The 12456-nt window shown below is 45.1% G+C and carries 14 protein-coding genes; 10 read left to right on the forward strand and 4 right to left on the reverse strand.

Translation table 11 applies throughout. From position 1 onward, the window contains the following. The first annotated feature begins 1 nt into the window (after position 1). From gspH to BK026_RS14160, 8 genes are all read left to right on the forward strand, one after another. On the forward strand, positions 2-628 hold the full coding sequence (gspH, locus tag BK026_RS14125; RefSeq protein ID WP_071816429.1) for a type II secretion system minor pseudopilin GspH: 627 nt from the start codon (positions 2-4) through the stop codon (positions 626-628). Then, positions 625-1029: a type II secretion system minor pseudopilin GspI gene (gspI, locus tag BK026_RS14130; protein WP_071816430.1), complete on the forward strand. Its 405-nt coding sequence runs from the start codon at positions 625-627 to the stop codon at positions 1027-1029. The genes gspH and gspI overlap by 4 nt, the downstream gene beginning before the upstream one ends. Position 1030: 1 nt before the next feature. After that, positions 1031-1657, forward strand: coding sequence for a type II secretion system minor pseudopilin GspJ (gspJ, locus tag BK026_RS14135; protein ID WP_071816431.1), 627 nt, complete (start codon positions 1031-1033; stop codon positions 1655-1657). Continuing rightward, entirely contained in the window at positions 1657-2667 is a 1011-nt protein-coding gene (gspK, locus tag BK026_RS14140; protein WP_071816432.1) for a type II secretion system minor pseudopilin GspK, read from the forward strand. The genes gspJ and gspK overlap by 1 nt, the downstream gene beginning before the upstream one ends. Beyond that, the gene (gspL, locus tag BK026_RS14145) at positions 2667-3866 is read left to right on the forward strand and encodes a type II secretion system protein GspL (protein ID WP_071816433.1); all 1200 of its coding nucleotides are present in this window, start codon (positions 2667-2669) and stop codon (positions 3864-3866) included. Before gspK ends, gspL begins: the two co-directional genes overlap by 1 nt. Beyond that, positions 3863-4342, forward strand: a complete 480-nt coding sequence (gene gspM / locus BK026_RS14150) for a type II secretion system protein GspM (protein WP_071816434.1) — start codon at positions 3863-3865, stop codon at positions 4340-4342. Before gspL ends, gspM begins: the two co-directional genes overlap by 4 nt. After that, on the forward strand, positions 4339-5094 hold the full coding sequence (locus tag BK026_RS14155) for a type II secretion system protein N (RefSeq protein ID WP_071816435.1): 756 nt from the start codon (positions 4339-4341) through the stop codon (positions 5092-5094). Before gspM ends, BK026_RS14155 begins: the two co-directional genes overlap by 4 nt. Positions 5095-5194: 100 nt before the next feature. Then, on the forward strand, positions 5195-6628 hold the full coding sequence (locus tag BK026_RS14160; RefSeq protein ID WP_071816436.1) for a YdgA family protein: 1434 nt from the start codon (positions 5195-5197) through the stop codon (positions 6626-6628). 115 nt (positions 6629-6743) lie between these two features. Here BK026_RS14160 and BK026_RS14165 read toward each other — a convergent pair whose 3' ends face one another. From BK026_RS14165 to yrfG, 4 genes are all read right to left on the reverse strand, one after another. After that, a complete protein-coding gene (locus BK026_RS14165; protein ID WP_256253820.1) occupies positions 6744-7814 on the reverse strand; it encodes an MBL fold metallo-hydrolase in 1071 nt (356 codons plus the stop codon). Positions 7815-8056: 242 nt separating this feature from the next. Then, entirely contained in the window at positions 8057-9445 is a 1389-nt protein-coding gene (locus tag BK026_RS14170) for an NAD-dependent succinate-semialdehyde dehydrogenase (RefSeq protein WP_071816437.1), read from the reverse strand. A gap of 212 nt (positions 9446-9657) precedes the next feature. Further along, positions 9658-10203 carry an inosine/xanthosine triphosphatase gene (gene yjjX, locus BK026_RS14175; protein ID WP_071816438.1) on the reverse strand — a complete coding sequence of 182 codons (546 nt, stop codon included), beginning with the start codon at positions 10201-10203 and terminating at the stop codon, positions 9658-9660. 3 nt (positions 10204-10206) lie between these two features. Then, positions 10207-10914, reverse strand: a complete 708-nt coding sequence (gene yrfG / locus BK026_RS14180; RefSeq protein WP_071816439.1) for a GMP/IMP nucleotidase — start codon at positions 10912-10914, stop codon at positions 10207-10209. 68 nt (positions 10915-10982) lie between these two features. Here yrfG and nudE point away from each other — a divergent pair, with 68 nt between their 5' ends. Together nudE and cysQ are read left to right on the forward strand one after the other, a co-directional pair. Next, a complete protein-coding gene (gene nudE / locus BK026_RS14185) occupies positions 10983-11546 on the forward strand; it encodes an ADP compounds hydrolase NudE (RefSeq protein WP_071816440.1) in 564 nt (187 codons plus the stop codon). Positions 11547-11549: 3 nt separating this feature from the next. After that, positions 11550-12395, forward strand: a complete 846-nt coding sequence (gene cysQ / locus BK026_RS14190) for a 3'(2'),5'-bisphosphate nucleotidase CysQ (protein ID WP_071816441.1) — start codon at positions 11550-11552, stop codon at positions 12393-12395. The last annotated feature ends 61 nt before the right edge of the window (positions 12396-12456 follow it).

Genomic DNA, 12456 nt, shown 5'->3' on the forward strand with positions numbered 1-12456 from the left:
GATGATAGAGCGCAGTAGATACCATCAAAAACAGCGTGGCTTTACGTTACTGGAAGTCATGCTGGTATTGCTGCTAATGGGCTTGGCTGCGGGCTATGTCATGTTTAATGCGTTTGGTGCGAGTAAGTCAGACTTACTCAAAAGTCAGGCGCAGCGTATGCAGGTTCTTGTAGACATGGCGAGCGATTATGCCGTGCTCAACCAACAACAACTCGGTATTCGAATTGAAGAAGAGAAAAGTGAATATTATTTTGTCTATTTAGATGAAGACGATGAATGGCAGCGCATTGAAGGGGAGAAAATGTACGGTACACACACCCTTCCAGCGTTTTTTACCTTAACGCTTAATCTGGACGACTTGCCCTGGGATGTGGAAGACCGTTTATTTGACCGCTCGCTTTTTGACGAAAACTTAAGCGTATCAGATGCAGGGGTAGACATCGGCAATAAAGAAGACAAAAAGCTTCCTCCACCGCAGATACTCATTATGTCTAGTGGTGAGATAACGCCCTTTACTTTGTCGTTCAACTACGAAGGTGACGACTCAGAAGCACCCGTTTTTTATAGTTTGCAGAATCAAGACCTTCCTCCTCTCGCCCTTGAAGGGCCCTTGGAGCAACCGCTATGAATGCTTCAGCCACCTGCGTTTCAAAGACAAAGCAGAGCGGTCTGACACTGTTAGAGGTGATGGTTGCACTGTTAATTTTTGCGCTTACCGGCACAGCAATTTTAAAAGCAGCGGGCGAACATTTATCGAGTGTGGGTCAAATAGAGTCGGTGACATTCGCCAATTGGGTTGCCAGCAATCGATTGAACCAGCTGCAAATAGAAAACACGTGGCCGCCCAAAAACAATTTAAAAGGCAGCGTGCAAATGGCTGACCGCACGTGGTATTGGCAGCAGACCGTTACTAAAACTAACGACAACGATCTGCTTTCAGTGACGATTTCCGTGGGTGAAGATGAGCGCTATTCTAGCTCAGTGACTTCCGTGACGACGTTTGTCGCAAAACCAACATCAGGCAGCTGACATGCAACGCGGATTCACGCTCATTGAAATATTAATCGCGATGGCCATATTCACGCTCATTGGCCTTGCGTCCACCAGTTTACTGACCACCGTTATCGACAGTAACGAGCTGTCTCAAACTCGTTTTTCAAAACTTCAGCTACTGCAGCGAGCCATGATCACCATTGAGCGTGATATACAGCAAGCTGTACCTCGTCCTATACGCGTTAATGGCGAAAAGACCGATATAGCAATGGTAGGTGGTGAAGCCGATGGTAGTGATGGAGACGGTATCGGCTTTGTGAGAGGTGGATGGCATAACCCTCAACTGATGTTACCGCGAAGTACGTTACAATACGTTGCCTATCGACTTAAAGACAATAAACTAGAGCGTCTTTACAGCACCTACGTCGACAACGTTATTGGCTATGAACCAAAAGTAAGAGTGCTGTTAGAAGATATCGAAAGTCTATCTATTGAATTTATTGCTCCAGCAAATAACGAGTCCTCTTTCAGTAACGACGGAAAGCTAAAATGGAATGAAAGCTATAAAGGCACTCAACTTCCTAAAGCCGTTGCTATTGAATTTACCAGCAAAGACTTTGGCACTATTCGCCGTGAATTTGCGCTGATAGGTGGGGGTTCATAATGCTAAAACAGCGCAAACATTCACAAAAGGCCGCGCCTTTGGGACAACAAAGAGGCGTTGCGCTTATGATTGTTCTTATGATTGTTGCTTTAGTTGCCGTGCTGGCCACTGAAATGGGAACACGCCTTCAGCTTCAGGTTCAACGCACGATGAACTTAAAGGACAACAATCAAGCGTATTGGTATGCACTGGGCGCAGAGGCATTTGCTCGAAAGTCCATCCAAACTTTGGTAAAAGAAAGCCCTGATGTGATTTCCATAGACCAGCCTTGGTCCCAAGAGTTTGCTTATCCATTAGAAAATGGAGGGTTAAGCGCAAACCTAGAGGATTTGCAGTCATGCTTCAATTTAAATGCAATTAATGAAGGTGCAACAAGCGCAGGAAACACGTCTGAAGCAATGGACGCCTTTCACACCATGCTCACTGCACTTAGCATAGACGAGTTAGATAACTACACCGCTGATACGGTTCGAGATAGTCTCGCCGATTGGGTAGACGACGATGACAATCAACGGCCCTATGGTGCAGAAGACAGTGAATATGAGTCGAGAGAGTTTCCTTATTTGGCGGCTAATGACTTGCTGGTATCAAAAAGTGAATTACGTATTATAAATGGTGTATCACCAAAATGGCTATCAGACGTGCTACCTTTGGTCTGTGTCATTCCGGGCAATAAAGAATTAAAAATTAATGTGAACACGTTACAAGAAGACGATGCCCCGCTTCTTGCTGGTCTTACAGGTTTGTCACTGCAGCAAGCATCAAACCTGATAAGTAGCCGTCCACAAAACGGTTGGGACGAGCTGGATGACTTTCTCAATGTACCTGATGTAAGCGCATTGGGGCTGAGTAATACACGACAAGAGTGGTTTTCAGTGAAAACCGCCTATTTTATGTTGCATACAAAAACACAGTACAACAAAGCAACTTTTAAGCTTTCCACCGTGTTTCATATAAGCGATAGTTCAAGCGTAGACGTAGTGAAACGCGAGTTCGGGGGAACCTATTGATGGAACAACTACTGGTGCGTTTAGGCGCCAATGAATCAGATACAATCAATTGGCTGGCGTATTCTCAAGCTGAGAACGATATCATCGCCTCGGGTGAACTTCCTAACGCCCACGCGTTATCAACACTGATAGAGCGAACCGGCCAGCGACATGTCATTGCCCTTGCACCAAGCAGCGACATCTTACTTAAATGGGTTACGGTACCGCCTAAAGCTGGCCGAAAAGTGCTTTCTGCTATCCCGTTCATGCTTGAAGATGAGCTTGCTACCGATATCAGCGAACAATTTTTTGCTATTGGTCCTAAAAAAGGCGACCAACAAGCCGTTGCCGTTGTAAGTCATGAAAAAATGCAGATGTGGCAGAAGTGGCTTAGCGATGCCGGACTAACTTGCGATACCATCCTTCCCGACGTTCTTGCGGTGCCGGTGACAGAAGATGGCTGGTCGATGATTACGCTAGGAGAGCAGCTGTTAGTGCGCCAAGACTCGTTTAAAGGGGTTCAAGGCGAACAAACGTGGTTACTGCCCATGCTTGCGCACTACACCGAGCAACAGGAAAGCACTGTAAAAATCACAAACTATGCGGGCATTGATTTAAGCGCGCTTCCCAATATCGAGGAATCGCAGGCGCCCCTTGATTTACCTATGCAGGTACTTGCAAAAGAGGCTACGCAAACCAAGTTCAACCTTTGCCAAGGTGAATACAAAGTAAAACGTGAACGCAGTGGTATGTTGATGCAGTGGAGAACTGCAGCAATTCTCGCAGTTATCGTCTTGTGTACCAGCCTTATCGATAAAACCGTATCGCTTTATCAACTTAAAACCCAAAATGAAGTGTTAAGTGCACAAATAAACGACGCCGTAAAGGCCGGGTTTCCAAACATCGGGACGTATCGCAACGTGCGATTGAAATTGCAAAGTGAAATGGCAAAACTTGAGCAAAGCGGCGGGGATGCCTCGTTGTTAATTATGCTAGATCAGCTTGTACCGGCGTTCGCCGCCGCTGACGTAAAACCGCAAACACTTCGTTTTGATGCCGCGCGTACTGAAATCCGCATTCAGGCACAAGGGCCAAGTTTTGAAGCATTAGAACAGTTTAAACGCACTGCCGAAAGCGCCGGTTTTGTAGTGGAGCAGGGCGCAATTAATAATCGTGATAACGGCGTAGTAGGCACTGTATCTATCAGGAGTACAATATGAATGCCTTGTTAGAAAAATTTAAGGCGTTAACAGAACGCGAGCAAAAGCTTGTAATTGTGTCTGTATTGGTCGTGATCATCGCGATTTTTTACTACGTTGTCTGGTCACCGCTTAACAACGCGCTGGTAAAACAAGAAAAGCTTCTTGATAACCAACAATCACTGCTGGTTTGGGTAAAAGATAGCGCAGCTCGTGCACAGCAATTACGCCGTAGCACCTCAAGCTCACGCTCGTTTTCAGGCTCTTTACCTCAAGCAGTTAATCGCACCACATCACAGTATGATATTGCTATATCTCGTATGCAGCCACAAGGAGAAGAACTCCAAGTCTGGGTTGATCAGGCCCCGTTTAACAATGTGCTTGAATGGCTGAAGACTATGGAAAGCATGGGGGTTGTTATTCTTCAAGCAGATTTTGCTGAAGTTGAGGCCTCGGGATATATCAAAATTCGTCGACTACAGTTAGGTAAAGCATGAAGTCAAAGGTAGTTTGGATAATAGGCGGAATCATCGCATTTTTAGTGTTCGCTATTGCATATATGCCAGCAGTCCATGTAATAAGCCGAATAGATTTACCCAAAAATGTCAGCATTAGCAGTGTAAGCGGCACGTTATTTAGTGGTAAAGCGCAGACCATTGTGGTGAACGGTCTCCCCATTAATAACCTAAAGTGGACGTTGAGCCCTTTGCATATTCTAATTGGAAAAGTAAAGGTTGAGGTCCAAGCCGGTAATATACGAGATAAAAACGAGATAGCGTTTCAAGGGCCGCTTACAACGGGGTTACTTAATCAAGAGTATATTGACGCTGAAGATTTCACGCTTTATTTACCCGTAGACAGAGTACTGGCTCAAGTAAGGCTACCCTTACCTGTTAATGCGGGTGGGCGTTTTAAGCTGACACTTGATGAGCTTAGCGTTGGACCTACATGCCGCGTATTGTCAGGTAGGGGTGACTGGCTAAATGCGACCGTTGCAGGCACCCAAGGGCCCATCGACTTTGGTACATACTCAGCTGCGCTGCGCTGTCAAGGCGACGACTTTGGCATATCAGTAACAGAGCCAAATTTACTTGGCCTAACGATGGACGCTATTGTAGCGCCCACCATGAATAGATTTAAAGTAAACGGAAAATTTAAACCCGACAGCAGTTTGCCTCAGGAAGTACACCAAGCCTCTCGGTTGTTTGGAGCACCTGATGCCGAAGGTTATATCGCTATCAAACTTTAACAACGCCGTGCGATATTTGCGTGCATTAACAATATATTATATTTTGTCTAAAGCGTGTGCATACGCACATAACGGAAAACACTAAACAAGGGATTGTATTATGAACAAACCTATTATTATTGGCGCAGGCGTTACGCTTGCAGCTTTGGGTATCACACCTTACTTTATCGGTAACGGTATCGAACAAAATGTTACCGATATTGTTACCGAACTAAACAAGCAGGCCGTTTATTCAGCGAACATCAAGTCGTACCAAAAAGGATGGTTTTCAACCACCGCTGAAATAGAAATTGGTATTGATGTTAATGCTCTTGTTGCTGCTCAGCAAATGGGTAATTCCAATCTTTCTTCTGAAGATAACCCCAGCATAACAGCCACGCTTGTAGCTCATCACGGACCATTATATTTTGGTAATGGACAAGGCATTGGCAGAGCTCATTATACGGTTTCTATTAATGGCGACAAACTCAGAGAGTACGCGCAATGGGACGCGACCAAGCCCGCATATGTTAATGAGGGTGTAATAGGTCTATTTGGCGGTATCAGTTACACCGATGAAATACCTGCTATGACGGCTACCGACGAAGAAAGCGGAATTAATTTCCTTTTCTCTGGTTATAAAGGCGAAGCCACGACCCAAGGCGAAGAAGTTGTCTATAAGTCTACTGGAGAGTCGCTCAGCATTGGCGCGGATGAATTTTCTGTCAATATGAAATCGCTCTCTGTTGACATGAGCTACGCTGGCGATCTCGTACGTGCTGTACAGGGAGAATTGTTCGATTCAAAAATGACAGCCTCTGTTGCATCAATTGAAGTGGCAGGCTTCGAGCCTGGTGCTAATGTCGCCATAGATAATTTAACGCTGGTCGCGAATACTGACATTAACAATGATGAGAAAACCGCCAACGTCTATGTAGAATATGCAATCGAAAAATTAGTTGGCCCAGAAATTGACGCAAGTGATATGACGTTAGGCGTTGCTATCAACAATTTAAGCACAGACTTTCTTAAGGCATACCAGGACTTCTCTAACGAGTCATTAATGCTTCCTGCAGACGAAATGACTGCGAAGATGATGGCGTTTTTTGAGGACAATGCGCTTTCTCAACTTACTGCCGAACCTGAAATCAATATCACAAAACTTTCTGCAACACTGCCAGAGGGCTCGTTCAATGCACACGCTAACACCAAATTAGTGGGCATTACTGCACTGCCGGAGACGATGGCAGACATAGGCTACTGGGTAACTCATTTACTTGCCGACGCGAAAGTCACTGCTGATAAGGCATTTGCAGAAAGTGTCACGTCTGGTTACATGGTAAGTCAAATTATGGCAAGCCCTCAAGCGCAAGATATGACACAAGAGGAAGTGGAAGCAGCAGCTAAACAGCAAGTTCCAATGATGTTAGATGTGTTCACGCAACAAGGCTTTATTAAAGAAACCGAAGGCGGCTACGAAACAGTTGTAGAGCTTAAGGATGGTAAAGCGAACATAAATGGTACGCCAATTCCTCTGCCTTTCGCCCCGCAATAAATACTTATTTTTAAGCGCATTTAGTTTTTAAATGCGCTTTATCTATTCCTCTTTTATTGCCTGAACCCAACTCAGCATAAGCGAGAAACAACCACAGTAAGTTAATATACCATTATTAATCTACGCCATTTGACTGCAATGTTATCGTCATTAAATCTTTTGCCGCATAAACCCGACCCGGGGCGACTACCGCAATTGCCTCGGTAAGTGCCTGTAAGCCAGGCTCACTGCGCTTCATGATATGCGATATCAGCACACGTTTTGCGGCAGACGCTTTGGCTATAGCAATAAGCTGCTTGGGCGTCATATGAAGATTTTTAGCGACATCACCTGCATGATCGTCAATAGCATTATGCAATACCAGTAGATCCGCATTTTGAGCGAGTGTTGCAAGCGTGCCTGCCTTATCATTGGTGTCACCAGAAAAAACAACTACACAGCCGTTTACTGACACTTTCCACGCGAGTGCAGGTATGGGGCCATGCTTCACATTTACTGCTTGCACCGACAAATTATCTCTAATGGTGGCTTCAAATGGCGCATCTAGCGTTGCCTTACCCACCGTTTCTGTTTCAATAAAATAGTCTTCTCTGCCGGGCGTCATATACGAGGAAAGATAGCGGTAAGCTCCCTCATTCCCAATCAAAGCCTCAACATATTGCTGAGTCGAAGGCATAACGGTATTCCCAGCGGGCCCATATATCGTGAGGTTTTTGTCTCTTTTTGTGAAGAAACTACCCTTAATAAAACTAGGCAAGTCAGCAGCGTGATCTGTGTGCAGATGAGATAACAATATTGCGTCTACAGAATCGAACGTTGCACCTGCGGCGCCAAATTGAGTGCTGCTTCCGCTTCCAACGTCTACCAGAAGGCGAGCTTCATCTTCTACATACACGATGTATGATGAAGAGTGGCGTCCATCATCAAGCTCAGGGCCTCCTGAGCCCAACACCTGAACCGCAACACCATGACATTGCTCAGCGGTAGAGGAAATACTTTTTTCCCCAGAAGGGTGTTGCGCAAACGCCAAACCTGCAAAGCTACTCAGCCCTGTAAGCAATACCAGTAAACTTAAGGGGTTAATTGGTGAACAATAGCGACGACAAAAACGAGCGCATCGTGACATTGGGGCTATGGCGTGTTGGCCGGGTGTACTCATCATCACTTTATCCTTAGGTGTACTCATTGCGAACCGTTAACGTTGCATCATCTAATAAAAGACCCTTCAAAAGCCTTCTTTATTTCACACTTCATCTCATTAGGCGTAATGCCATAACCGCTTTTCCGTCACCTTCCAAAAAGGATGGTATAAACCATCCTTCGGTGTTGAGAAACTTAGGTCTAATTTGTAAGCGGTAGGGCTTTCTGCCGCTTACAATTAACCTAGCTTGACCAAAATGCGCGTAGCTTCAAGCATGAAACCATTCGCTACTCTGACGCACTTTCAGCCACCATAATTGTTTTAATATTAACAAATTCACGCATGCCGTAGCCGCCGTGTTCTCTGCCATAGCCACTGTCTTTCACACCGCCAAACGGCAAATTGGGCTGCGCAAGCGAATATCCGTTAATATTCACCATACCCGTGTCAAATTCGTCTTTAGCCAGAGTAATCGCTTTATCGGTATCGCTACTAAAAATACCGCCTCCTAGGCCATAACGTGAGTCATTCGCTACTTCCATCGCTTGTTTGTCATCTCTTACACGAATTAATGACGCAACGGGCCCAAACAACTCGTCATCGTAAGCGGGCATGCCCGGAGCCACATCCTCTAAAACAGTGATAGGATAAAAATAACCCTCAGAGTCTGGCACTTCACCACCTAAAGAAAGCGCAGCGCCTTTCTCTACCGACGTTTTAACTTGCTCGTGTAATTCGTCGCGTAAATCTTCTCGCGCCATTGGTCCAAGGTCTGTGTTTTCGTCAGTGGGATCACCAACTTTCAGTTTTTTACACTGCGCAATAAATTTGTCTCTAAACTCTTCGTAAACGCTGTCTACGATAACGAAACGTTTGGCTGCCACACACGTTTCACCATTATTTATAACCCGCCCTTGAATACACATTTCCACAGCGTGATCGATATCGGCATCGGCTAGCACTAGAAAGGCATCGTTACTGCCAAGCTCCATAACCGTTTTTTTCGATAAGCTTGCCGCTTCTTTTGCAACTTGTTTACCCACCTCATCACTGCCGGTAAATGTCACACCGCGAACGTATTTGTGTTTAATAAGATCGCTTGCTGTACTGCCGCCAATCAGCAGTGATTGATATACATTTTTTGGGAAACCGGCGTCTTCGTACAATTGCTGTATAGCCATCGCCATACCAAACACATTCTTAGCGTGTTTGAGTACAGTTGTATTACCTGCCATGATATTTGATGCACTGTAACGGATCACTTGATAAAGGGGGAAGTTCCATGGCTGAATGCCCAAAATGACACCAATGGGTTGATAGGTGATAATGGCACGACCACCTTCGAAAATCCTGTGTTCATCTTCGAGTATATCTGCCCCATGCTCAGCAGTATATCGACAAATCTCAGCACATAACTGTACTTCCTGTTTGCCTTGAGCAGTCACTTTACCCATTTCTCTTGTCATCAAACTTGCTAGGTCGTCAATACGCTCTTCCATTAAATCAGCAAGGTTGTTAAATAAATCTGCTCGTGTTTCAAAAGAGGTTCTTCGCCAGTTCAAATACGCTTCTTGTGAGCGTGTCACGGCTTGCTCGGCATCATCAGCCGACATTAAATGATAGTGATCGATTTTTTCACCCGTAGCAGGGTTATAAGTGTTAATTGTTTCGCTCATTTTCACACTCCTTATTCCATTTGGTTCAACAAGGGTGCAACTTAAAAGCCAAACAAAACAAGTCGTTTAAAAACAATGGCTTAATTAAATTATTTAAAAAGTAAACTACGGCGAGGGCGATTTTGATCAGAAAAGATTACTTAACTTGGTAAAGATTGCAAAGCAGTATTCACTTAACGTAAAGCGCCCGTTAACAACGGGCGGATTTTTATTTAATCTGTGTATAAATCAGGGAAATGAAATTTTGCCATAGCCAGTGTTAAAGCAACTTCATACACACTCTGCCTAGTAGCATGATTAAGGGTTAGTAACCCAATTGCTCCACCTTTTTGCTTTACATTTACGGTATCGAAAAGGCGGTCCATCACTCTTCCGAGCTCCTCACCTCGCTGAAGCGCTTGAAACACACTGACAGGTAAAGGCAAGCTTGCGCTGCGACTTACCGACCAATGTCCTTCATGATAAATTGCCACAAAAGCGAATGTGGCAGGGCCGTCTTCGAAAACGTCTACACCGCCTTCAATGGCGACGTACCACGCATCACTTAAACCACCTTGGTGCTGCGCTAGCATAGCTTTAATGCGATTTATTGCACCTAAACGCGTTTCTTCTTCCGTCATCGGCTGGTCGGCCACGCCACTTGGTACTTCAATTCCCTGCGCGTCGAAATCATGTTCAAGCGTGTCGGACAGTGCATTTTGCGCAGCATTTACTTTTACCGGGTTTGTAGAGCCTACAAAAATAGTGTCAGAGAGCATCGGTCAACCCGCTCCGTTTTGTTGATGAGGGTGAGATAAAATGTCGGCTATCATTAGGCGGTAATCGCGAACGGCAGGAAATTCCGTAATATTGCGATTGGGCAATTGACTGTCTGGATTGTCCACTGCTAGTAAATGCTTAATTCCAAACGTCTGAGCCGCCGTGAGTATAGGTAGAGAATCATCAACAAAAAGGGTTCGGTTATTTTCAAACTTAACGCTTTCTTGTAATCGTTTCCACAACAGTTGCGACTCTTTAGTCACGCCAAATTCATGAGTAGAAATTAAGTGATCGATGTGCGCGTCCAGCTGTGTGTACTCCAGTTTCAACGCAAGGCTATTAGGGTGCGCGTTAGTCACCAGCACAACCTGCCTGCCAGATTCATGGAGTGCTTTCAAAAAGGGAATGGTGTCATCACGAAGCTTTAATAAATGCGCTAGCTCTCGCTTAAGCGGCATAAACTCCGTTTCTAAATCCAATGATAGTGACTCCGCCCAGTAGTCTAAACAATACCACTGTAGTTGACCAAAAACAGCGTCGTAACGCTTCGTCATTTCAGCGCGACTTTGCGCCTCACTGATACCACGGATTTGCGCAAGACGTTTTGGTAAATGGGTCAACCAGAATTGATTGTCGTAATGCAAGTCTAAAAGGGTGCCGTCCATATCAAGCAGCACGGTTTCGATTTCATTCCAAGGCAGAAAGGGCAAGCGATTTTCCTTATAATGAAGTAAGCTAGATTCTGTGAACGTATGATAACAAAGTTGTAGCAATAGACATGTCGAAAATTGATCCGAACAAAAAACTGCCGCACATCCATTCTCGTGAAATTGTCGCACAGAGCAAACTCTTTAGGGTAGAACGCCTTGACCTTGAGTTTTCTAACGGCGAGACCCGAGAGTTCGAGCGTATGGCGGGGGGAAGTCGCGGGGCAGTGATGATTGTGCCCATGCTTGACGACGATACGCTTATATTAATCCGAGAATATGCTGCTGGCACACACTCATATCAATTAGGATTTCCAAAAGGGCTTATCGACCCGGGAGAAACCGCACTAGAGGCTGCCAACCGCGAGTTGCAGGAAGAAGCAGGTTTTGCCGCTAACGATTTAGTAGAACTGCACAAAGTCAGTATGGCGCCTACGTTCTTCAACGCTAATATGACGATTGTTATTGCTAAAAATTTGTATCCGCAATGTTTAGAAGGTGATGAGCCCGAACCGCTAGAGGTTATCCACTGGCCTTTATCGGAAGCTGATGCTTTACTTGCACGAGAAGACTTTGTTGAAGCCCGCTGTATTGCGGCACTGTTTTTAGCCCAAAAGTGGCTTAAGGAACAATAAACTATGCCCGATGACGCCCATGCTAATTTATTAGAACTTGCAAAAGCGATTGCTGTAGAAGCAGGAGAAGCTGTACTTAACGTATATGATAAAGGTGAGTTTGAAGCTTATCAAAAAGATGATGAGTCGCCTGTCACCAGTGCAGACTACCTGGCAAACGATATTATAAATAAGCGACTAAAAGCGGCGACACCGGATATTCCTATTCTCTCTGAAGAAAATAAGCATGCAAGTTTAGAAGAGCGTCAGCATTGGGAGCGCTATTGGCTTATTGACCCAATAGACGGAACACAAGAGTTTATTGCCCGAAGTGGCGATTTCGCAGTAAATATAGCGCTTATCGAAAATAATCAACCGACCATCGGCGTTATTTTTTGGCCACCAGGACAATCACTTTATTTTGCGCAAAAAGGTAAGGGTGCCTACAAATCATCTCCAGATGGCGAGCAAAGAATACGTGTACGAAAACTGGATGACCCCTCTGAAAGTGTCGTAATGATTGCGATAAGTCGCCGTCAGTCACGTGAAAAAGTGCTAAGTAGAATGTGTGCAAAACGCATTTATCAAACGCTGCCGCTAGGCAGTTGTTCTTTGAAGGCTTGTTTTATCGCTGAAGGGAAAGCGGATGTATTTATGCGTATAGGCGTCACTGGAGAATGGGATACTGGGGCGTCCCAGTGTATTGTTTCTGAGGCGGGGGGAAGTATAGCAGCGGCAAATTTTGAACCGCTGACTTATAATCAACGCCATTCGTTAGAGAACCCAGATTTTGTGGTAATGGGCGATCAAAGAGTGCCATGGCAAGACGTTGTCCAGTATGATGACTTTGTAAACCTGCACCGCGACTAAGTCGTATTACATTTGTCGCTGCAAATCAGGCACTTTGGGGTTCTAACGTATAACGCGCTAC

The sequence above is a fragment of the Alteromonas sp. V450 genome, assembly GCF_001885075.1.
Taxonomy (GTDB): Bacteria; Pseudomonadota; Gammaproteobacteria; order Enterobacterales; family Alteromonadaceae; genus Alteromonas.

Coding starts and splice junctions, on each gene's coding strand:
- gspH (WP_071816429.1), top strand. CDS start 2: ATGATAGAGCGCAGTAGATACCATCAAAAACAGCGTGGCTTTACGTTA.
- gspI (WP_071816430.1), top strand. CDS start 625: ATGAATGCTTCAGCCACCTGCGTTTCAAAGACAAAGCAGAGCGGTCTG.
- gspJ (WP_071816431.1), top strand. CDS start 1,031: ATGCAACGCGGATTCACGCTCATTGAAATATTAATCGCGATGGCCATA.
- gspK (WP_071816432.1), top strand. CDS start 1,657: ATGCTAAAACAGCGCAAACATTCACAAAAGGCCGCGCCTTTGGGACAA.
- gspL (WP_071816433.1), top strand. CDS start 2,667: ATGGAACAACTACTGGTGCGTTTAGGCGCCAATGAATCAGATACAATC.
- gspM (WP_071816434.1), top strand. CDS start 3,863: ATGAATGCCTTGTTAGAAAAATTTAAGGCGTTAACAGAACGCGAGCAA.
- BK026_RS14155 (WP_071816435.1), top strand. CDS start 4,339: ATGAAGTCAAAGGTAGTTTGGATAATAGGCGGAATCATCGCATTTTTA.
- BK026_RS14160 (WP_071816436.1), top strand. CDS start 5,195: ATGAACAAACCTATTATTATTGGCGCAGGCGTTACGCTTGCAGCTTTG.
- BK026_RS14165 (WP_256253820.1), bottom strand. CDS start 7,814: ATGAGTACACCTAAGGATAAAGTGATGATGAGTACACCCGGCCAACAC.
- BK026_RS14170 (WP_071816437.1), bottom strand. CDS start 9,445: ATGAGCGAAACAATTAACACTTATAACCCTGCTACGGGTGAAAAAATC.
- yjjX (WP_071816438.1), bottom strand. CDS start 10,203: ATGCTCTCTGACACTATTTTTGTAGGCTCTACAAACCCGGTAAAAGTA.
- nudE (WP_071816440.1), top strand. CDS start 10,983: ATGTCGAAAATTGATCCGAACAAAAAACTGCCGCACATCCATTCTCGT.
- cysQ (WP_071816441.1), top strand. CDS start 11,550: ATGCCCGATGACGCCCATGCTAATTTATTAGAACTTGCAAAAGCGATT.